This window comes from Telluria antibiotica (assembly GCF_011682055.1).
Lineage (GTDB): Bacteria > Pseudomonadota > Gammaproteobacteria > Burkholderiales > Burkholderiaceae_D > Telluria > Telluria antibiotica.
The window spans coordinates 13,982-35,541 of the sequence record NZ_JAAQOM010000019.1; the positions used below are offsets into that span (position 1 = coordinate 13,982).

Annotated in this window: 17 protein-coding genes, 1 tRNA gene and 1 pseudogene; 12 read left to right on the forward strand and 7 right to left on the reverse strand. The window is 67.0% G+C overall.

Annotated elements, in window-relative coordinates; genetic code table 11:
- Positions 1-7: 7 nt before the first annotated feature.
- Together HAV22_RS25600 and HAV22_RS25605 are read right to left on the reverse strand one after the other, a co-directional pair.
- Positions 8-205, reverse strand: a complete 198-nt coding sequence (locus HAV22_RS25600) for a YbdD/YjiX family protein (protein WP_056127383.1) — start codon at positions 203-205, stop codon at positions 8-10.
- Positions 205-2,280, reverse strand: coding sequence for a carbon starvation CstA family protein (locus HAV22_RS25605; protein WP_166863189.1), 2,076 nt, complete (start codon positions 2,278-2,280; stop codon positions 205-207). The genes HAV22_RS25600 and HAV22_RS25605 overlap by 1 nt, the downstream gene beginning before the upstream one ends.
- A gap of 424 nt (positions 2,281-2,704) precedes the next feature.
- Between HAV22_RS25605 and HAV22_RS25610 the strand changes: the two genes are divergently transcribed.
- From HAV22_RS25610 to HAV22_RS25645, 8 genes are all read left to right on the forward strand, one after another.
- Positions 2,705-4,063 (forward strand): cache domain-containing protein, encoded by a 1,359-nt coding sequence (locus tag HAV22_RS25610; protein WP_166863191.1) that lies wholly within the window; start codon positions 2,705-2,707, stop codon positions 4,061-4,063.
- On the forward strand, positions 4,064-4,699 hold the full coding sequence (locus HAV22_RS25615; protein ID WP_166863193.1) for a response regulator: 636 nt from the start codon (positions 4,064-4,066) through the stop codon (positions 4,697-4,699).
- A gap of 99 nt (positions 4,700-4,798) precedes the next feature.
- On the forward strand, positions 4,799-5,959 hold the full coding sequence (locus HAV22_RS25620) for an HDOD domain-containing protein (RefSeq protein WP_166863195.1): 1,161 nt from the start codon (positions 4,799-4,801) through the stop codon (positions 5,957-5,959).
- 1 nt (position 5,960) lies between these two features.
- Complete coding sequence (locus tag HAV22_RS25625; RefSeq protein WP_166863409.1) at positions 5,961-8,036, forward strand: putative bifunctional diguanylate cyclase/phosphodiesterase; 2,076 nt, start codon at positions 5,961-5,963, stop codon at positions 8,034-8,036.
- Between the two features lie 51 nt (positions 8,037-8,087).
- Positions 8,088-8,177: transfer RNA gene (locus HAV22_RS25630), tRNA-Ser, on the forward strand.
- Between the two features lie 580 nt (positions 8,178-8,757).
- Positions 8,758-10,347 (forward strand): hypothetical protein, encoded by a 1,590-nt coding sequence (locus HAV22_RS25635; RefSeq protein WP_166863197.1) that lies wholly within the window; start codon positions 8,758-8,760, stop codon positions 10,345-10,347.
- Between the two features lie 317 nt (positions 10,348-10,664).
- Positions 10,665-12,092 carry a HEAT repeat domain-containing protein gene (locus HAV22_RS25640; RefSeq protein WP_166863199.1) on the forward strand — a complete coding sequence of 476 codons (1,428 nt, stop codon included), beginning with the start codon at positions 10,665-10,667 and terminating at the stop codon, positions 12,090-12,092.
- Positions 12,093-12,287: 195 nt separating this feature from the next.
- Positions 12,288-13,019 (forward strand): transcriptional regulator, encoded by a 732-nt coding sequence (locus tag HAV22_RS25645; protein ID WP_166863201.1) that lies wholly within the window; start codon positions 12,288-12,290, stop codon positions 13,017-13,019.
- 22 nt (positions 13,020-13,041) lie between these two features.
- Here the strand turns inward: HAV22_RS25645 and HAV22_RS25650 are convergent, their stop codons facing one another.
- Positions 13,042-14,370, reverse strand: a complete 1,329-nt coding sequence (locus tag HAV22_RS25650) for an alpha-amylase family glycosyl hydrolase (protein ID WP_166863203.1) — start codon at positions 14,368-14,370, stop codon at positions 13,042-13,044.
- A gap of 225 nt (positions 14,371-14,595) precedes the next feature.
- On the opposite strand from HAV22_RS25650, the gene HAV22_RS25655 reads away from it, so the two are divergent.
- Complete coding sequence (locus HAV22_RS25655; protein ID WP_166863205.1) at positions 14,596-15,633, forward strand: porin; 1,038 nt, start codon at positions 14,596-14,598, stop codon at positions 15,631-15,633.
- Positions 15,634-15,717: 84 nt separating this feature from the next.
- Complete coding sequence (locus HAV22_RS25660; protein WP_166863207.1) at positions 15,718-16,155, forward strand: hypothetical protein; 438 nt, start codon at positions 15,718-15,720, stop codon at positions 16,153-16,155.
- A 394-nt stretch (positions 16,156-16,549) separates the two neighbouring features.
- Here the strand turns inward: HAV22_RS25660 and HAV22_RS25665 are convergent, their stop codons facing one another.
- The 4 genes and pseudogenes from HAV22_RS25665 to HAV22_RS31715 all read right to left on the reverse strand — a co-directional run.
- Positions 16,550-17,587, reverse strand: a complete 1,038-nt coding sequence (locus HAV22_RS25665) for an SDR family oxidoreductase (protein WP_166863209.1) — start codon at positions 17,585-17,587, stop codon at positions 16,550-16,552.
- Positions 17,588-17,612: 25 nt separating this feature from the next.
- Positions 17,613-18,671: an SDR family oxidoreductase gene (locus tag HAV22_RS25670; protein WP_166863211.1), complete on the reverse strand. Its 1,059-nt coding sequence runs from the start codon at positions 18,669-18,671 to the stop codon at positions 17,613-17,615.
- Positions 18,672-18,814: 143 nt separating this feature from the next.
- Positions 18,815-19,246 (reverse strand): LysR substrate-binding domain-containing protein, encoded by a 432-nt coding sequence (locus HAV22_RS31710; RefSeq protein ID WP_308789241.1) that lies wholly within the window; start codon positions 19,244-19,246, stop codon positions 18,815-18,817.
- A pseudogene (locus tag HAV22_RS31715) lies at positions 19,128-19,799 on the reverse strand (LysR family transcriptional regulator); the annotation flags it as partial. The gene HAV22_RS31710 and the pseudogene HAV22_RS31715, both read right to left, overlap by 119 nt.
- Before the next feature lie 63 nt (positions 19,800-19,862).
- On the opposite strand from HAV22_RS31715, the gene HAV22_RS25680 reads away from it, so the two are divergent.
- Together HAV22_RS25680 and HAV22_RS25685 are read left to right on the forward strand one after the other, a co-directional pair.
- Complete coding sequence (locus tag HAV22_RS25680) at positions 19,863-20,267, forward strand: RidA family protein (RefSeq protein ID WP_166863212.1); 405 nt, start codon at positions 19,863-19,865, stop codon at positions 20,265-20,267.
- Positions 20,257-21,393: an oxidoreductase gene (locus HAV22_RS25685; RefSeq protein WP_166863215.1), complete on the forward strand. Its 1,137-nt coding sequence runs from the start codon at positions 20,257-20,259 to the stop codon at positions 21,391-21,393. Before HAV22_RS25680 ends, HAV22_RS25685 begins: the two co-directional genes overlap by 11 nt.
- Positions 21,394-21,560: the final 167 nt, after the last annotated feature.

Genomic DNA, 21,560 nt, shown 5'->3' on the forward strand with positions numbered 1-21,560 from the left:
ACCCTACTCAGCAGCAACCGCCGCGCTTGCCGTTGCCGTAGCGCGCCTGCTGGCGCTCGCGGAAGAACTCCTCGTAGCTCATGACCGGTTGATCCGGATGCGTCTTTTCCATGTGCGCCACATAGGTGTCGTATTCCGGCAGGCCGACCATCAGGCGCATGCTTTGCCCGAGATAGCGGCCTGCCTGGGCCAGCGCGCCGAGCATCACTGCACCTCGGCCATCGACGCGGTGGGTGCCGGCACGTACGGCGTTTCCTGGGCGCTCGGACGGTCGATCTTGCGCGCGGCGATCACCGTGCGGATGCCGTACAGCAGCACCGCGAGGACGACGACCATGAAGAAGCCGCACAGGGTGGCGTCGACGTAGTCGTTGAAGATGATGCGGCCCATCTGGTCGAGCGACTTCGCGGGTGCCAGCACCTGGCCCTGGTCGAGCGCGGCCTGGAACTTGTGGGCGTGCGCCATGAAGCCGACCTTGACGTTCGGATCGAAGATCTTGAGCCAGCCCGCCGACAGCGTGCAGATCAGCAGCCAGATCGTTGGCACGATCGATACCCACGCGTACTGGCCGCGCTTCATCTTGAACAGCACGACGGTACCCAAGGTGAGCGCGATACCGGCCAGCATCTGGTTGGCGATGCCGAACAGCGGCCACAGCGTGTTGATGCCGCCCAGCGGATCGACGACGCCCTGGTACAGGAAGTAGCCCCAGGCGCTGACGCACAGGCCCGTGGCGATCAGGTTCGCCGGGAGCGATTCCGTGCGCTTGAACGACGGCACGAACGCGCCCAGCAGGTCTTGCAGCATGAAGCGGCCGGCGCGGGTGCCCGCGTCGACGGCGGTCAGGATGAACAGCGCTTCGAACAAAATCGCGAAGTGGTACCAGAACGCCATCATGACCTTGCCGCCGATGACGTTCGACAGGATGTGGGCCATGCCGACGGCCAGCGTCGGGGCGCCGCCGGCGCGCGAGATGATGGTGTTTTCGCCGACGTCTTTCGCGATCTGCGTCAGCTGGTCGGGCGTGATCACGAAGCCCCAGTTCGACACGGCGGCGGCCGCGGTCTGCGCGGTGGTGCCGATGACGGCGGCTGGGCTGTTCATCGCGAAGTAGACGCCCGGGTCGATCGTCGACGCGGCGACGAGGGCCATGATGGCGACGAACGATTCCATCAGCATGCCGCCGTAGCCGATAAAGCGGGCGTGCTGCTCGTTCTCGATCATCTTCGGCGTCGTGCCCGACGAGATCAGTGCGTGGAAGCCGGACACGGCGCCGCACGCGATGGTGATGAACAGGAACGGGAACAGCGAGCCGGACCAGGCCGGGCCCGTGCCGTCGATGAAGCGCGTGATCGACGGCATCTGCATCATCGGGGCGACGAACACGATGCCCAGCGCGAGGCCGACGATGGTGCCGATCTTGAGGAACGTGGACAGGTAGTCGCGCGGCGCCAGCAGCAGCCACACGGGGATCACGGACGCCACGAAGCCGTAGCCGATCAGCATCCACGTCAGTTGGGTGCCGGTGAAGTTGAACATCGCGCCCCACGTGGCCGAGTCGTGCACGTACTGGCCGCCGGCGATGGCGGCGATCAGCAGCACGAAGCCGATCAGCGACACTTCGCCGATGCGGCCCACGCGGATGTAGCGCGAGTAGATGCCCATGAACAGGGCGATGGGGATCGTCGCCATCACGGTGAATGCGCCCCACGGCGATGCCGTCAGCGCCTTCACGACGATCAGCGCCAGCACGGCGAGGATGATCACCATGATCATGAAGGTGCCGAACAGGGCGATCACGCCGGGGATCTCGCCCATCTCGGACTTGATCAGGTCGCCCAGCGAGCGGCCGTCGCGGCGCATCGAGATGAACAGCACCATGAAGTCCTGCACGGCGCCGGCGAACACGACGCCGGCCAGGATCCACAGCATGCCCGGCAGATAGCCCATCTGCGCGGCGAGCACGGGCCCGACGAGGGGGCCGGCGCCGGCGATGGCGGCGAAGTGGTGGCCGAACAGCACGTAGCGGTTCGTCGGCACGAAGTCGAGGCCGTCGTTGTATTTGTAGGCCGGGGTCTGGCGGCGGGCGTCCAGGCCCATCACCTTGTCGGCGATGAACCGGCTGTAGAAGCGGTACGCGATGAGATAGACGCAGACGGCCGCGACGACGACCCAGACCGCGTTGATGGATTCGCCGCGCTTCAGGGCGACGTAGGCGAGCGAGGCGGCGCCCGCGAGCGATAGCGCAGCCCAGCCGAGCTGGCTTGTGACACGTTTCATGTTGACTCCTCCGATTGGATGCGCTGCCGGACCGGTCGATGCCGGCTTGCTTGGATTGCAGCGTGCCTGTCAGTATCTTGCACGGGTCGGCGGCCGGCAAGCGCATGATTACGCAGCGCTCTACGTGATACTACGTAGGGTGGGCACCCTGTGCCCACGCGAACGCTGGCATAACGCGAACGTTGCGCGTGGGCTCGGGGAGCCCACCCTACGGTATAACATTCGCGTCATGTATCACGCGAACGTTGCACGTGGGCTCGGGGAGCCCACCCTACGGTATAACATTCGCGTCATGTCGGTGTTACGCGCAGGGTGGGCACCCTGTGCCCACGCGAACGTTTGCGTTACGCCGGCGTGCAAGGATGAGCATGCGCCTCAGATCGGTCGTACAATTTCATGTTACGACGAATTCGACGCGCACGGCATGCAATTACGGCAAAAGGTCATTTTTCTCGCGGTCGCCCCCCTGATCGTGGCGCTGTGCGCGATCGCGCTGTTCGTGCGCCAGCAGGCCATCGCGCTCGCGCACGAGCAGCACGCGACGATCCAGCAAGCCTATCTGGCCAGCAAGCAGGCCGAGCTCAGGCACTACGTCGACCTCGCATCGCACTCGATCGCGCACCTGACGGCGTCCGGCCGCAGCGACCCGGCCACCCTGGCGGAGGCCAAGCGCATCCTGCAATCGCTCAGCTTCGGCGACGACGGCTATTTCTTCGTCTACGACATGCAAGGCCGCAACCTCATGCATCCGCGCCAGCCGGAACTGGTCGGCCGCGACCTGTGGAACCTGCACGACCAGTTCGGCGCACCCACCATCCAGAACATCGTCGCCGTCGCGAAGCAGGGCGGGGGGCTCGTGCGCTACAACTGGGTCAAGCCGTCGACGAACAAGGCTGGCCCGAAGCTCGGCTACGTCGTCCCGATCCCGCAATGGGGCTGGGTAATGGGCAGCGGCCTGTACCTGGACGACGTGCAGTCCGCCCTCGACCAGGTCGATGCCCAGCAGTCGCGCAACATCGAGACGACCATGTGGTGGATCGCCGGCGTCGCCATCCTCGCCACGCTCGTGATCGGCGGCGCGGGCCTCGCGCTGAACATCAGCGAATCGCGCGTGGCGGACACGAAATTGAAAGCCCTCGCGCAGCGCGTCGTCGATTCGCAGGAGCAGGAGCGGGCGCGCCTGTCGCGCGACCTGCACGATGGCATCAGCCAGTGGCTCGTGTCGATCAAGCTGCAGATCGAGGCGGGCATCATCCGCATGAAGGGCACGCCGGACCAGCAGTTGCAAGCCCATGCCAGTTTCGAACGCACGGCGGAAGAGCTCAACAAGGTGCTGGGCGAAGTGCGCCGCATCTCGCACGACTTGCGGCCCACGTTGCTGGACGACCTCGGACTCGCGGCCGCGCTCGACCACCTGGCCGAGGAATTCTCGCAGCACAGCGGCACGCCGGTGACGTTCACGGCGGCGGGCGACGTCGAACACTTGCCCCAGGCCGTCGGCACCGTGCTGTTCCGCATCGCGCAGGAGGCGCTGACGAACATCGAGCGGCATGCGGGCGCGCACCACATCGACCTGTCGCTGCAGACGGGCGCCGGCCGCGTGCTGCTCACGATCGCCGACGACGGCGCCGGCTTCGACGCCGAGGGCGTCGCGACGCACCCACAGCGCGGCATCGGCCTGCGCAACATGATGGAACGCCTGGACGCCATCGGCGGCCGCCTCGACATCGCGTCGTCGGCGGCCGGCACGACGGTGTGCGCCAGCGTCGAACTGGAGGTTTGAATGACGAAGATGGTCCACATCATGCTGGTCGACGACCACCCGCTCGTGCGCGACGGCCTGCGCGCGCGGCTGGAGGCCGTGCCGCATTTCTGCGTCGTGGCGGAAGCGGATTCCGGCGCCGAGGCGCTGGCGCTGGCGGGCAGCACCCGCATCGACCTCGTGCTGATGGACATCACCATGCGCGACGGCAGCGGCATCGAGGCCACGGCGCGCCTTTACGCGAATTTCCCCGACATCGCCGTGCTGATCCTGTCGATGCACGACAAGCTCGAATACGTGACGCAAGCCATGCAGGCGGGCGCGCGCGGCTACGTGCTGAAGGATGCGCCGGGCAAGGACATCGTGCTCGCCATCGACACCGTCGTGGCCGGCGGCATTTATTACAGCGCCGCCGTCGCGCGCCAGCTCGCGCGGCCCGCGACGCAGGACAACCAGCTCACGTCGCGCGAACAGGAAGTGCTGCGCCACATCGCCAACGGCGAATCGAACAAGCAGATCGCGCGGGCGCTGGACCTGTCCGTGCGCACCGTCGAGACCCACCGCCTGAACATCAAGCGCAAGCTCGGCATCGAAGGGCAGGCCGAGCTGATCAAGTTCGCCGTGCAGCACGGGCGCTTCGGCGGCAGTGGCGCGTAAATATATCTGTACGACCGTGTCCTAGAGGAAACAGAAACAGTTGCTTTCCGAAAATGGGTGTTCTACTATTAGCTGGTTACTATCAATGCATAATCGCTAATGCCCAGCGCCCCGCTCCCGGTGGTTGAAATACGCTCCGTCGCCAACGCACAGAACGAGTGGGTCGCGCTTCTGCTTGGCATGCCCGGCGCGGGGCTCGACGATCCTGCGCTGCAGGACCTGTTCGGCACGCCGGACCTGCTGGCCGCCATCGCGCCGCTCGACTGCATCGTCCACGTCGACGATGCCACCGTCTTCACGCCTCCCGTCCTGAACGTCCTGCCGGCCAACCGCGTGCTGCTGGCCGTGCGTGCCGACGCGCTCGCGACGGACGGCACGGCGCGCCGCCTCGCGGAACTGCAACTGGCCGGCTACCGCGTGCTGATCGACGGTCCGCTGCCGGAAGGCGTGGCGGCACCGGTCGGGCTGCGCACCGTCGCGCGCGACGCGCGCCTTGAACTGCCGCGCGCAGCCGCGCTGCCCGCGCTGTTCGGGCCGCACCTTGCGTACCACGTCGACGACATGGCGCGCTACGGCGCGTGCGAGAACGCCGGCTTTTCCTGGTTCAGCGGCGACTACGCGCTGGAGGGCAGCGTGCCGGACGGCGACGACGGCACGTCGCGCCGCAGGATGCTGACGATGCTTGCGCTGCTGGCGCGCGACGCCGATTCGCACGAGCTGGAAGCGCAGCTGAAGCAGGACGCGATCCTGTCGTATCACTTGCTGAAGCTGGTGAATTCGGCCGCGTTCTCCGTCGGCGCCCAGGTCACGAGCTTCAGCCAGGCGATCAGCCGCCTCGGCCGCCGCCAGCTGCAGCGCTGGCTGCAACTGCTGCTGTATGCGCGCCAGCATCCCGACGGTCCGCCGAACCTGATGCTGCCGCTGGCCGCGTTGCGCGGCGCGGCGCTGGAGGCGGCGTGCAGGAACGAGGGCGGCGACCGCGACGAGCAGGACCTCGCCTTCATGGCCGGCGTATTCTCGCTGCTGGACCGGCTGTTCCGCATGCCGATGGCGGAGGTCGTGCAGGACTTGAACCTGCCGGAGCACGTCGAAGCCGCGCTGTTGCGGCGCGACGGGCAGCTGGGGCAGCGGCTGCGGCTCGTCGAATCGGGCCGGCCCGACCCCGCCACGTTGGAAGCGGCGGGTGTCGAGGGGCCGGATTGGTGGCAGAGCCTGTTGCACGCCTATCACTGGGCCATCCAGGTAGCCCGCAATGTCTAGGATGCTTGCCGCCACGACGATGGATTTCGTGGGCGGCAGCGCTGCCCTGTGCGACGCCGTCATGGCGCTGCGCGGCGATGAGTTGCACGCGGCACTGGGCCGCATTGCCGGCGCGGTGCTCGCGAGCCCGCACGGCGCATTCATCCCCGCCGGCGCCGCGCCCGCGACCACGCTGGAGGGCGCGCTGCTGCAGGAAGTGCGCGCCGACGGCCAGTGCTTCGGCCGCTACGAAGTGGCCGGCCGCGCCTACAGCCTCGACGACTGGCGCCTGCTGGAAGGCCTCGCGGGCCTGACGGGTTCCTTGATGCAGGTGCATTCGCTGGCGCAGCGCACGACGCACGCCTATGCCCAGGTCGAGGCCCAGCTGGCGCACCAGTCGCAGATCCTGGACCAGATCCACGAATCCGTCCTCACGCTCGACCGCCTGGGCTACATCACGAGCTGGAACAAGGGCGCCGAGCGCCTGTTCGGCTACACGGCGCTGGAAGCCATCGGTCGCCACATCCTGTTCCTGTACGCGGACGAGGAGGTGGACGTGCAGGACGCCTTCGCCGAGCAGGGTGGCCGCATGATGGAAGTGCGGCGCCGGAAGAAATCGGGCGAGGTGTTCTGGGCCAGCCTGTCGCTGTCGCCGCTGTGCGACCTGGAAGACCGCCCGACCGGCATGATCGTGTACCTGACCGACATCACGGAACGCAAGCTGGCCGAGGAGCGCCTGCACCATCTCGCGTACTACCACGAGCTGACCGGCCTGCCGAACCGCACGCTGTTCGGCCGCCTCGTCGACCAGGCGCTGATGGTCGCCCAGCGCAACGACGCCACCGCGTGCGTGCTGTACGTGGACCTGAACCGCTTCAAGCTGATCAACGGCACCCTGGGACGCAAGGTCGGCGACGACCTGCTGCGCCAGGTGGCCGAGCGCCTGCGCAATGCGCTGCGCGACGAGGACGTGGTGGCGCACTTGTCGGGCGACGAATTCGCGGTGGGCCTGTTCGACATCCGCCAGCACTTCGAGGCGACGACCGTCGCGCAAAAGCTGCAGGGCGCGCTGGAAATACCGTTCCTCGTGCAGGGCCACGACCTGCGCGTGGGCGCGAGCATCGGCATTTCCGTCTACCCGCAGGACGGCCCGGACGCGGAGACGTTGCTGCGCATGGCCGACATCGCGATGGAGCGCGCCAAGGAACACGCGGAAAACCCGGACCGCAGCGTCGCCTTCTACCGCCTCGACATGAACGAGGGCATGCAGCAGCGGATGCAGATCGAGTCGGGCCTGCGCCATGCGCTCGGCAACGGCGAGTTGATCCTGCACTACCAGCCGAAATTCGAGATCGGCTCGAGTCGCCTGGTGGGCGCCGAAGCCCTCGTGCGCTGGAAGCATCCGGTGCGCGGCATGATCCCGCCGATCGAATTCATCCCGCTGGCCGAGAGCACGGGCCTGATCGTGCAGGTGGGCGAGTGGGTGCTGGAGCAGGCGTGCGCGCAGGCCGCGATCTGGCAGCGCGCGGGCCTGCCGCCGTTCCGCCTCGCCGTGAACGTGTCGGCACGCGAGTTCACGGCATCGCTGCCGGGCCGCGTGGCGGAGACGCTGCGCCGCTACCGCCTGGACGCGCACTGGCTGGAACTGGAGATCACGGAAAGCACGCTGATGCACGACATCGAGCACGTGATCGCCATCATGGACCGCATCAGCGCGCTGGGGGTGGCGCTGTCGCTGGACGATTTCGGCACCGGATATTCGAGCTTGTCTTACCTGAAGCGCTTCCCGATCGACACGCTGAAGATCGACCGCTCGTTCACGACCGGCATCCCGCAGGACCCGAGCGACTGCGCGATCGCGAGCACGATCATCGGCATGGGCCGCAAGCTGGGCCACCGCGTGATCGCGGAAGGCGTGGAAACCTTGGAACAGCTGGAATTCCTGCGCCAGGCCGGCTGCGACGAGGTGCAGGGCTATCTGTACGGGAAGCCGCTGCCCGCGTACGAATTCGAGAAGAGCCTGCGCGAGAACTGGATGCTGATGGACACGGGCGAGGCCGAGGCGGCGATGCGGGCGATGATCTGGTCGCTCAAGTAGGCGCTGGCTGCCCTGGGGGCAATGATTTATGTATAATGCCGGTTCCCCAGGGGAAGCGTGGCCGAGTGGTTGAAGGCAGCAGTCTTGAAAACTGCCGACGGGGGAACCCGTTCGTGAGTTCGAATCTCACCGCTTCCGCCAGGAAATAAAATGGCCGCCCATTGGGCGGCTTTTTTATTTCCTGGCGGAAGCGAAGAGGGCGCGTGCACGCCCTCTTCGAATCGCCCGTTTGCTGTCCGCGCAGCGGACAGCGCGCCGGAGGCGCATACCATTTACGCTGATCAGAAAACGGCTTTGCCTCAGCCGTGACTCCATGCGAAATTGGTCATCGACGAACTGGTCGCGCACATGCCGCCCGTGCCGCCGCTGGGCAGGTTGCAGTCGGGCGTCGTCGGCCACCGTGAAGTCGGGCAGCACGCCGGGGCCGCCGCCCGCCAGCACAGCCATGCGTACGGCGCACGCTGTATTCCCGCTCAACGACCGGCGGAAACGGAACCCATCGCCTCACGTCGGATGTTGCCCAGCAATGTTGAGCGGTGGATACATTCGATGTCGTGAAATGTCAACGCAGGTCACGTATTCGTAGAAAATTGTAATGCGCTAAATACATTTTTATACATATACTGATCTGCGCCATTCATGGCGGCGACCGGCTGCGGTCGCACAAGACGTTTGCGCGATCCCGTGCCCGGTCCGACTCCCACACCCATTGGAGGAATTCATGCGTTTCGCAACTGACCGAGTTCTGTTCCTCGCGGCTTGTGCCGCATCGCTGTTGCCCCTGGCCGCACAAGCGGCGGATGGCGTCGAAGTCACCCCGGCCATGACCCATGACCATCTACCGAGCCTGCGGGGCACGATGCCCAAGCCGGACGATTACGACGGCACCAAGCACGAGAAGGAGTGGAAGAAGATCCCGCACGTCGATTCCGGACGGTTCGTGCAGGATGCGGCCACGCAGGGTACACACGTGACGGGCGCCGCCTCGACGATCGCGGGCATGGGGTTCGATGGCGTGGGCAATGGCTTCACCGGGCCGCAGGGCAAGTTCACGGTCAACGCGGCGCCGCCGGACACGACCGGCGCCGTCGGTGCGACGCAATACGTGCAATGGGTAAATTCTTCGTTCGCCGTATTCGACAAGACGACGGGCCAAGCCGTCTACGGCCCGGTGGCCGGCAACACGTTGTGGTCCGGCTTCGGCGGGCCGTGCGAGACCCAGAACGACGGCGACCCGATCGTCAAATACGATCGCATCGCCAACCGCTGGGTCATGATGCAGTTCGCGGTGCCGAGCGGCGGACCGTACTACCAGTGCGTCGCCGTGTCGCAGACGTCGGATGCCACGGGCGGCTGGTATCGCTACGCATTCCAGTACACGAACTTCCCCGATTATCCGAAGGCCGGCGTGTGGCCGGACGCGTATTACGTGACGTTCAACATGTTCAGCGGGAACTCCTTCGCGGGTCCGCGCCTGTGCGCGTACGACCGCAACAGCATGCTGTCCGGCGCGGCGGCGACGCAGCAATGCTTCCAGCTGTCGACGAGCTACGGCAGCGTGCTCCCGGCAGATCTGGACGGCGCTACGCTGCCGCCGGCGGGCGCGCCGAACTATATGCTGAGCAAGGGCTCGTCTGCGCTGAACTTCTGGAAGATGCACGTGGACTGGGCGAACCCGGCGAACACGACGCTGAGCGCGGCCGTCTCCCTGCCCGTCGCGGCATTCAACGCGGCCTGCAGCGGCGGCACGTGCATCCCGCAGGCCGGCACGGCGCAGAAGCTCGACTCGCTGGCCGACCGCCTGATGTACCGCCTCGCGTACCGCAATTTCGGCAGCTACGAATCGCTCGTGGTCAATCACGCGGTGGCCGTCGGCACGACGCGCAAGAACACGTATGCGGCGGTGCGCTGGTACGAGCTGCGCAACCTGACGGCGGCCACGCCGACCGTTTATCAGCAATCGACGTATGCGCCGGACTCGACGTTCCGCTGGCTGGGCAGCATCGCGATGGACAAGATGGGCAACATTGCGCTCGGCTACAGCACGTCCAGCTCGACCCTGCACCCGGGCATCCGCTTCGCGACGCGCCTGACGACCGATGCGCTGAACACGCTGTCGAACGAGACCACGCTGTTGCAAGGGAACGGCTCGCAGTTGCAGAACCTGAGCCGGTGGGGCGATTATTCGACGATGGCTCTCGACCCCGTCGACGATTGCACGTTCTGGTACACGAACGAGTACCTGCCGTCCAATGGCACGTTCAACTGGAGCACGCGCATCGCGTCCTTCAAGATTGCGGGCTGCCAGTAATTCGTGACGTCCCGCCGTTCACGCCCGCGCAGTCACGCGGGCGTGAACGGACGAACGTTGCGCTTCATGGTGCGGCTGCTCTACCATTGCTCTCCCAGCCGTTACGCTTTACGAAGCGAGGAGAGCAACGCATGACATTCGAATTCTTTTGCATCGCGTGTGGCCACGCGCACCAGGGCATGCCGGCGCTCGACGCGGCAGCGAGCAGAGCTTCACGCAACGGGTCGCGTGCTTCGAGTCCGGACAGCGATCGCACGTCGGCCCGTTTTTCGGCCGATTGAATGCCGCGCTCGCGCCGTATCAAGGCTGGCTCCCCCATGTCGATCTTCGAGAAAATCCAATCCTGGCTTGCGCCGTTGCGATCCGAACCGGACGCCGATCCCGCCGAGTTGGCCGCACCAGCGTCGCTGCGCCACTCGGGATCCATCGCCGATATCATCGCGGAAGTGCGCCAACAGAACGACGCCAATGCGCTCGCCACCGACATGGGCCACTACAGCGGCTACGTCCGCGAAGCCGCACTGGAACGCGCGCATGCATTGCGCGCGCCGGCGCTCCTGCCGGCCATCGTCGATCGTCTGAACGACTGGGTGCCCGAGGTGCGCGTGCGTGCACAGGCCCTTGTGCTGGACTGGCTGCCGGCGCTGGACGCCGATACCGCGCTGCGCCTCCTCGGCGCCGTCCAGAATTTGCGTGACGCCCGCCGATCCGACCATGTGTCGTGGCTCGGCAAGGTCGAGCGGATCGTCGTCACGTGTGTCGGTGCGAGCCGTATCGTCGAGGGTGTGGCGAATCCGGACATTGCCGTCGCCCGGACGTGCTTCCGCCTGCTCGAGGAGCATGGGCTGGCCGATCCGGCGACGCGCGTCCGTGTCGGACTCGCGCACGGCACGGACATCGTCCTCGTGCGCAAGGCGGCCGAGGCGCTCGTCCTGCTGGATGGTCACGAGCGCGCAGCGATGGGCCGCCTTGCGCTGCGGTCGCACTTCGGTATCGTCCGTGCGATCGCATTGCGCCGCCTGTTGGCCGACGAGGTCGAGGGTGCCGAAGCGCTGGCCATCGACATGCTGGCCGATCCGCATGGCTGGGTCAGGCTTGTGGCAAGCACGTTCCTCGAACGGCGCGGCATCGATAGCGCCTCGCTGTACGCGGCACGACTGACGGCACCCGGCAGTTCGAATACGGTGCTGCGGGCGTGCCTGATGGGACTGGCCGAGACGGGGAAGCGCACGCACCTCGACCTGATCCGGCGGATGACGACGCACGCATCCGCCCGCGTGCGCGTCAACGCCTTTGCCGCGTGGCTGCATCTGGCGCCCGAGGAGAGGGACGACATTGCGCGCCGCGTCCTGGCCGACGGCGCGCGCCGTGTGCGTAATCTCGTGATGTCGACGCACCGGACGCATGGCGCCTTCGTGCCTGTCGATGACGCGTTGGCCGTGCTGCGCGAACACGGCGATGTCGAGCTCATGTTGCGCTATGCCGAGCACGAGCCGTGGCGCTGGCTGCAACTGATTCTCGAACTGGAGCCGGCCTCGCATGCGGACGCCGGCCTCCGCGCTCATCTGCGCGAGCAACTGATCGGATGGATCGACAGCGCCCGCAGATCGTCCACGCCCCCGACGCCGGCGCAACGCGCGTTGTTCGCCGAGCCGGGCGCCCAGGCAGCGGCACGCTCATCGATGGCGTCCCCGTCAGGTTCGACAGCTGCGCGAGCGCGAGGTCGAGCAGCTTGCCCGGCGTGACGTCGCCCGCGCCACGCGCGCGGCCAGCGCCGTCGCGTCGTGGGCGAGGTAATCGGCATGGTCCATGGGTTTCCTTCGTCGTTGGCGGCCAGCCGACCATCTTGTCACGAAGGAATTGTTGCCGCAAGACTGGACATGCTACGATCGCAGGAATCCGGGGCCATCCTCTAGACCATCGTATCGGAATCCGCGACCATGTCTGAAGTCACGCAACTGCTCACGACAATCAAGCGCCAGCTCAAGGTGCAGGGAAAGACGTACCGCGACGTGGCCGGCGCGCTCGGCCTGTCGGAGGCGAGCGTGAAGCGGCTGTTGACGTCGGACTCGTTCGGCGTCGACCGTCTCGTCGAGATCAGCAACCTGCTCGGCTTCACCTTGGCCGAGCTCGCGCAGGAGGCCGCGCTGACGGGCACGCGGCTGCACACGCTGAGCGAGGCGCAGGAAAAGGAGCTGGTGTCCGACGCGAAGCTGCTGCTCGTCGCCGTCTGCGCGCTGAACCACTGGACCGTCGCCGACATCCTCGCCGTGTACCGCCTGACGGAGGCCGAGTGCGTGCAAAAGCTGCTGCACCTCGACCGGCTGCACCTGATCGCGCTGATGCCCGGCAACCGCATCCGCCTGAACGTGGCCCGCGATTTCGACTGGCTGCCCGACGGCCCGATCCGGAGCTACTTCCGCACGCAGGGGCTCGCGGATTTCCTCGACGGCACCTTCGACCGTCCCGACGAGACGCTCGCGTTCACGCACGGCATGCTGACGGAGAGCGCGCTCGCGGCCATGCAGGTGGAGCTGCGCCGGTTGCGCGCCCGCTTCGCCGAATTGCACGAAGAGAGTCTCGCGGCGCCGTTGCCGAAGCGGCGCGGCAGCGGCCTCCTGCTGGCGCTGCGCGAGTGGGAGCCGGCCGGGTTTACGGCGCTGCGGCGCTGACCACGCGCGGCGCCGGCGTCGATCACTTGCCGCGCGCGTCGATCCGGTAATCCCACGCGGCGAGCGTCTGCGCCTTGCCGTTCGGCAGGGTGTAGCGCTGCGCATCGTTCGACACGTTGACCGTCACCTGCACGCTGTTGCCAGCCAGCGTACGGCGGAACGCGAACACCTTGTCGTTGCCCGTAGCGAGTACCTGCGCAGGGCCGCCGTACTGGCCGTTCCACAGCGCGCGATTCGCGTGCTTCAGCGCGAGCAGCCGCGTGTAGAAGGGGACGTAGGCGTAATCCTTCCACTGGATCGGGTCCTTTTCGAAGAACTCGATTCGCTTGTCGAGGCCGGATTCCTGCCCGCCATAGATCAGCGGCATGCCGGGCAGGGTGGCGGCCAGCACGGCCATCGCCTTGAACGCGGGACCGTACAGTTCGACGTCGCTGCCGGCCCAGGAGTTCTCGTCGTGGTTGCTCGTGAAGCGCATGCGGTACGCGCCCGGCGGGAAGGCCTTCGGCGGATGCTCGAGGAAGTCGGCGAGCGTGCGCGCGTCCGCCTTGCCCTTGGCGACGGCCTTGAACAAATCCTTCGTGTCCCAGCCGTACGTCATGTCGAACGCGTGCTCGTGCAGGTCCGGCTTGTCGGCCTCGGCCAGCATGAACACGGGCTTGACACGGTCGAGCTCGGCGCGTGCCTGGTTCCAGAACGGCGTCGGCACCTTGCCGGCGACGTCGCAGCGGAAGCCGTCGACGTCCGCTTCGCGCACCCAGTAGAGCATCGCGTCCGTCATGCCTTTCCACAGGCCGGGTTTGCTGTAGTCGAGCCCCGTCACATCCGTCCAATACTCGGGCTCGGCGCCGTCCGTGTACGTGACGGGGTAGATCTCGCCCTTGTCATTCTTGAGGTACCAGTCGCTGTGTTCGGTCGTCCATGGATTGTCGAACGCCGTGTGGTTCGCGACCCAGTCGATGATCACGTGCATGCCGAGGCCGTGCGCTTGCTGCACGAGCGCTTTCAGGTCGGCCAACGTGCCGTATTCCGGATTGACTGCCGTGTAGTCGCGCACGGCGTAATAGCTGCCCAGCGTGCCCTTGCGGTTCTTCTCTCCGATCGGCTGGATGGGCATCAGCCACAGGATGTCCACGCCCATCTTCTTCAGGCGCGGCAAGTGCTGGGCGAACGCCTTGAACGTCCCCTCCGGCGTGTATTGCCTGATGTTCACTTCGTAGATGTTGGCGTTGCGCGACCAGCTTACATGAGGCATTGGCGCGACACTTGCCGCCTCCGTCGTCGCCGCGAGCGCGGGCAGGGCGGCGTAGAGCGCCAGGGAAATTGTAGTCAGGGTACGGCGCAGATGTCTCATGATTCTCGTTATCCTGTAGTTTAATTACAAAATGGCCTGGTGCGATTCTAAATCGGAATGCTCACGGTGACCAGCCGGAAACGATGACTATTTTTCTTTCCTGTAAGTACATACGTCAGATTATGCCGACAACATGTCGAGATAAGATGAGAGTAGATTTGTGCGATATTGGACAGAGAGAACTGCGGTCAAGCGGATAGTGTTGAGGCGTAGAGAGGACACGCCATGAACAAGGGTTTCGTTACGTGCGCAGTGCTGTGCGGATGTGCGTCGCTGGCCTGCGCGCAGGACACCGGCAGTACTGCACGCAAGAGCGCCTGCAAGGAGTGCGCGAAGTCCGCGCGCGCACGCACGGGCCAGGATGACGTCGGCGATGCGCGCGGCGGTCATCGCATCGGCATCTACACGAACCTGCCGACCCGGCGTGACAGCCCCGCCACCTGGACCACGCCCCCGCGCCGCACGTACGGCCGCCTCGACGAGATCGGCGCCCGCACGGGCTCGGCCGGCTTTACGCTAGGCCACCAGTACAACTTCGAATTCCTGGCCCACCCCGACGTGGGCGACCCGTTCCACTCGGGCACGGCCGGCCGGGCCAGCAATCTCGTCACGCAGAGCGGCATGCCCGTCGAGGGCGGCGTGCGCTATTTCAGCAGACGCTCCAAGCACCTGAGCACGGGCGCATCCTGGACCGTCGACACGCTCGGCGGCGACCCGCTGGCGGACCGCGCCTGGGGCATGACGGTCGGCGTCGACTACGGCGCACTGTCGCTGCGCGCCGCGCATCAAAACCGTCACGTCGCGCAGGTGCACTTGTACGACCTGGCGGGCAACAATATGGATGCGAAGAACTCGCTGATCGCGGCGAACTTCCGCATGCGCTGGGGCACCGCGTATGCCGCGTATGCAGCCAACCGCGGCTGGGGCAGCTCGCCGCTGTACAACCCCGATAACCCGTATGGCGCCGGCGTGGCGAGCACGTCGTCGACGGACAGCCGCGACACGCTGTTCGGCGTCGCCGTGCCGATGACGCGCTCGACGACCTTCCTCGCGTCGTACATTCACAAGAACGACCGCGACCCCGCCAACCGCGATGCGAACCAGTTCGCGCTTGGCGCCAGCTACGTCGTGTCGCGCAATACCGATTTCTACACCGCGCTCTCGCGCACCGTGAACACGAGCGGCGCCGGCATCCCGATCAGCGACGCGGCGCGCCGCAGCGGCAGCTCGGCCGTGAACGTCGGCATGCGCCACGCGTTCTAGCGGACGGCTACCTGCGCTGCGCCGTCGCGCGGCAAATGGGGGTAGCCTGTCCTCATGATTTCTGCATGATTTTTTGGAGGCAACATGACTGGTACGAGCACACTTGACCCAGATAACTTTCCCGAAGCACCCGACCGCAGCCTCGGCAAGGGCCATGGCGTCGATGCGCTGGGCCCGAGCGATATTTCGGACACGGGCAGCGACGTCGTCGGCGGCCCCGGTTTCGCGGCCAACCTGGACGACGACCAGAAGCTCGACCTGGACACGGGCACGACGTCGGACAACGAAGCAAGCTATGCGCACGACAGCGCCGGCGCCGACCTGGGCGACCCGAACTTCGAAAGCGACAGCGATTCCGGCGGCACGGGCGAACGGGCGGCCGCGGGGCGCGACCTGATTGCGAAGGACGGCAACGACATCGATACGGACCGCATCGAGTCGATCCCGAACGTGCCGCTCACGGACGAGGACGTCGATTTCCTCGGCAGCCAGCCGCCGCGGGGGCCGGCGCCGGGACGATAAGCGCGGCGTGCTACGAACGGGGCCGGATGGTATCCACCACCCGGCCTTTTTTGTAGGGTGGGCATTTGAGGCCGGGGGCCTCAAATGAAACGTGCCCACGCGTAGCGTCGACATACCGCTGGCGTCCGCATGGAGCCAACATGCCGCTGGCGTCCGCGTGGAGCCAACATGTCGCTGGCGTCCGCGTGGAGCCAACATGTCGCTGGCGTCCGCGTGGGCACGGGGTGCCCACCCTACGTGGTGAGTCCACCCGGCGATACGTGGCGCAAAGACAGGCCGACGAAGAAGGATCGTCCCGCCGCGCGCGGGCGCGGTGCCTCGGCCGTCGCGTCTCACCGCGTGGACGGCTCGCGCGCCGTTGGCGGATCGGATGCCGTCGGTGCAGCCGTCCACCCTACGCATGCCACGCGTTGCGCTGCCACGGCTTGCGCGTCAGCGCCCACGCGGCCAGCAGTGCGCCGCCCAGCAGCACGGTCTTCGTCGGCGCCGAGCGCATCTCGAACGACATGTACGGGCTCCGTTCGACGACGTGGTGCTCGCGGTCGTTGCGCTGGCGGAGCTCGCGGTCGGCGTCGGGCGCATACAGGGCGTCGCGGCGCGCGCTCGAGTTCGGGCGGTCCGATTGCTGCTGGCTGAACATCGTGCGGCGCATGAAGCGGTCGACGGCGCGCGGCATCAGGTAGCCCGCCACCGACGTCACCTTCGAATGCCCGCCCACGTACACGTCGCGCTCGGGCACCTGGGCCGCGTGCACGATCGCCTGCGCCACCAGTTCCGGCGCGTAGTTCGGCGACGGCAGCGCGGGCTCGTGCTCCATATAGCTGCGCGCATGGTCCGGGAAAGGCGTCGCGATCGCGGACGGCTTGATCACCGTGAGCGAGATGCCCGCATCCTCCTTGTCCAGCTCCATCCGCAGCGATTCCGTGAAGGCCTTGACTGCGTGCTTCGATGCCGCATACGTGCCCTGCAGCGGCACGGCGCGGTCCGACACTTCGCTGCCCAGGTTGACGATCGCGCCGCCGCCGCGGCCCTTCATGCGCTTGACGGCTTCCAGCGAGCCGTGCACGACGCCCCAGAAATTCGTCTGCATCACCCTGCGCATATCGTCCAGCGCGACGTCCTCGTTGCGGCCGTACACGCTGATGCCGGCGTTGTTGACCCACGTGTCGATGCGGCCGAAGCGTTCCATGGCCGTGTCGCCGATACGTGCCACGTCGGCCGGGTTGCCCACGTCGGCCGTCACGGACGCGACGTCGAGGCCGCGCTGGCGCATCTCGTGCGCGAGCGTGTCGAGCGCATCCGCATCGCGCGCCGCCAGCACGAGGTGCGCGCCGCCTTCGGCCGCCATGCGGGCCGTGGCCAGGCCGATGCCGCTCGTCGCGCCCGTGATCACCATCACTTGTTCATTCAGTTTCTTGAGCTTGAGGGACATGGTGTCTCCTTGTCGATGCGATCGGTCACAGTGCCTGGCGCAGGCGGTTCGCGGACCCCGTGCGCGCGGTCGGACGACCCGCCAGCTTCCACGCGGCGAACAGCGCGCCGGCACCCAGCAGCACCCCCATCACCTTGCCCTTGCGGAGCGACAGCGCCGTGTACGGGCAGGTCTCGACCACGTGCGCGGAGATGCCCTGGCGCTCGCGCAACTCGTGCCGCGGGTTCGGCGCGTGCAGCGCGTCGCGGCGGTTCGGCGCGCGCGGCACGTCCGCCTGCTGTTGCCGGAACATGGTGGCGCGCAGATAGCGATCGAGGGCGCCGGGCAGGGCGAAGCTGCCGGCCGACAGCGCCTTCGCGGCGCCGCCGACGAACACGTCGCGCTTCGGATGCTGGGCCGCGTACAGGATCGTCTTCGCGACGAGTTCCGGTGCATAGACCGGGGGCGGCAGGCGCGGTTCCTTGTCCATGTAGTTCTTCGCGTGGGCGACGAACATCGTGTCGACGGCGGCCGGCTTGACGAGGGTGATGGAAATCGGCGCCTGGTCCTTCTCGAGTTCCACGCGCAGCGAATCCGTGAACGCCTTCACCGCGTGCTTCGACGCGGCGTAGATGCCTTGCAGGGGGATCGAGTGGTCGGACAGCTCGCTGCCGAGGTTGATGATGGCGCCGCCGCCGCGCGTCTTCATGTGCCTGACAGCTTCCAGCGAGCCGTGCACGACACCCCAGTAATTGGTGTCGAACAGGCGCTGCATGTCCTCGAGGGACACGTCTTCGTTGCGGCCGAAGATCGAGATGCCGGCGTTGTTGACCCAGGTGTCGATGCGCCCGAAGCGTTCCATCGCGGCCTGCCCGATGCGCGCCACGTCGGCCGGATCGCCAACGTCCGCGACGACGGTCGCGACCTGCGTACCGGTATGACGCAGCTCGCTCGCCAGCTGGTCGAGCGCGTCGGCGCTGCGCGCGGCGAGGACCAGCTTCGCGCATTGCTCGGCGGCCATGCGCGCCGTCGTGAGGCCGATGCCGCTCGTCGCGCCGGTGATGACCATCACCTGCTCGTTAATCTTGCGTAATTGCACTGACATGAATGCTCCTTCGCTCGGGTTGGAAGCGGCCGTCGCGTTACGCGGCAAGCGTGTCCGGACGGCGCGCTCGGTGAGTACGAGAATCGTGGCCGCGCGGCGGATTTCAAGTCATTTTTTACAAGGTGGTGGCGTTACCGGGACGTTCAAGGGCGGGCCGCCATGCCCGATTCCTCCCGCAGCCAGTCGGCGACGGCGCGCGCGGCGGCGCCCGGCTGCGGATCGGTTCGCATGACGAGGTGGTACGTACGGCCGGCGATGGCGGGGCCGAATGGCCGCACGAGGTGGCCCGCGGCGAGGTCGTCGGCCACGAGGGCCAGGCTCAGCAGGGCGATGCCCTGGCCCGCGACGGCTGCCTGGAGCGTGACCCTCGTCCGAATAACGCAGCTGGCCCCGGGCCGGCGGCCACGCGATGCCGGCCTGCGCGAACCAGTGTTCCCACGTCGGATTCGCGGGCGCCGATCGTTTCCAGTCGAAATGGATGAGCGGCACCGATTGCAATGCGTCCACCGACGTGACGCCCAGTATCGGATTGGCCACGGGCGCGTACGCGTCCGCGAACATGACGTCGGCGGCAAGGCCGGGGTAGGGTCCGCTGCCGTAGCGCACGGCGATGTCGACGGCGTGCGCGTGGAGGTCCACGGTCTCGTCGGAGGCGTGCAGCTGCAGGTCGATGTCCGGATGCAGCGCGTGGAAGCGGGCGACCCGCGGGACGAGCCATTTCGCCGTGAACGCATGCGTGGCCGAGACGGTGACGCGGTCGCGCCGGCGGGTCTCCGCGAGGCGCGCCAGCACGGCTTCCATGGCGTCGAATCCGTCGCGCAGCACGGGATACAGCTGCGTGCCGGCCTCGGTCAGCGTGACCTGCCTGGCCGCGCGCACGAACAGCCGCAACCCCGTGTGGTCTTCGAGCACGCGGATGCGGTGGCTGATGGCCGTCGGCGTCACGGCCAGTTCCTCGGCGGCGCGCTTGAAGCTGCCGTGCCGCGCCGCCGCCTCGAAGGCGCGCAGTGCGGACAGCGGCGGCAGGCGGCGCATCGCCCGGGTGCCGGATAGGTGAATTGAAGTCATCTGATGCCTGAAAAACCGTCGTTTGTCGGGGAAATTTCTTGCGGCGATTATTCCAGACATGGACGAGATGCGTGAATCGTACTCATCTCGTCCCTTAACCCACAGCGACTTCAGGAGTCAGACATGCTTGAACGTATCATCACCCGGCCCGACCCGTACGCACCCTATCTGCTGTCGCAACGCATCCGTTTCGGCGACTTGCTGTTCATCTCCGGCCAGGCCGGCGCCGGCGACGATGGCCGTATCGTCGAAGGCGGATTCGTCGCCCAGGGCGAGCGGGCGTTCCGCAATTTGCGGCGGGCGCTGGAAGCGGGCGGCGCGAGCCTGCGCGACGTCATCAAGGTCACGATCTTCGTCACCGACATGGGGCATTTCCAGGACGTCGTCGACTTGCGCAGGACATTTTTTTCGCCGCCTTATCCCGCCGATACGATCGCCGAGGTGAGGGCGCTCTACGACCCGCGCGCGCTGATCGAGATCGAGGCGATCGCGGCCGTGCGCCAGGCGGGAGCCGGCGATGCGCGCTGACGGACACGAGGCGAGCCTGTTCGCACCGCTCGCCATCGGTGCGACGACGTTGCCCAACCGCCTGGTTGTGGCGCCGATGACGCGCGTGAGCGCGACGGAAAATGGTGTGCCCACGGCGCGCATGGCCGAGTACTACGCGCAGTTCGCGCGGGGCGGTTTCGGCCTCGTGATCACGGAAGGCGTGTACACGGACCTGGCGTATGCGCAGGGCTATCGCTGCCAGCCGGGCCTCGCGAACGCGGCCCAGCGCGATGCGTGGCGACCCGTCGTCGCGGGCGTGCGGGCGCAGGGCGCGCACATCGTGGCGCAACTGATGCATGCGGGCGCGCTGGCGCAGGGCAATTCGCACCGGGCGGGCACCGTCGGTCCGTCAGCCGTGCGGCCGAAGGGAAAGCAGATGACGGCCTACCGCGGCGCCGGCGACTACCCGGTGCCCGCCGCGATGACGACGCGCGACATCGACGAGGCCGTCTCCGGCTTCGCGCAGGCGGCGGCGCGTGCGCGCGAGGCGGGATTCGACGGCGTCGAGATCCATGGCGCGAACGGCTATTTGCTGGACCAGTTCCTGTCCGAAGACATCAACCTGCGCGACGACCGCTACGGCGGCGGCATCGACGGCAGGCTGCGCCTGATCGTGGACGTCGTCGATGCCGTGCGGGCCGCGGTGGGCCCGGCGTGTATCGTCGGCGTGCGCCTGTCGCAGGCAAAGGTCAATGACTTCACGCATCGCTGGCGTGGCGAAGACGAGGCGGCCGTGATCTTCCGCACGCTGGGCGGGCTGGCGGTCGATTATCTGCACGTCACCGAGCACGAAGCATGGCGGCCCGCGTTCGATACGGGACCGAGCCTGGCCGCGCTGGCGAAACGCCACGGCGCCAAGCCCGTCATCGCCAACGGTGGGCTGCACGATCCGCTGCAGGCCGTGGGCATGATCGAACGGGGCGACGCGGATGCCGTGTCGCTCGGCCGGGGAGCGCTGGCGCAGGCGGACTGGCCCACGCGCGTCCGGAACGGCACACCGCTGGCGGCGTTCGATCCCGGCATCCTGTGCCCGCTCGCGGACCTAGAGAATGCCGAGCGCCGGCGCGCCACCACTTCCGCCGCGCGCGGCGGCTGCACGGTATAGCTTCACGGTCGCCAGTCGTGCGCGATAAAGGCCGCGTTCACTGATAGCATCGACCACGTACGCGAGGGCAGGCGCCTGTGCGGGGAAGACCCGCCTGGCGCAGCGCGCGCCACGCACGTTGTCGCGAACGTCGACGCGACCTTTTGATTGAAGAAAACGAAGAACCG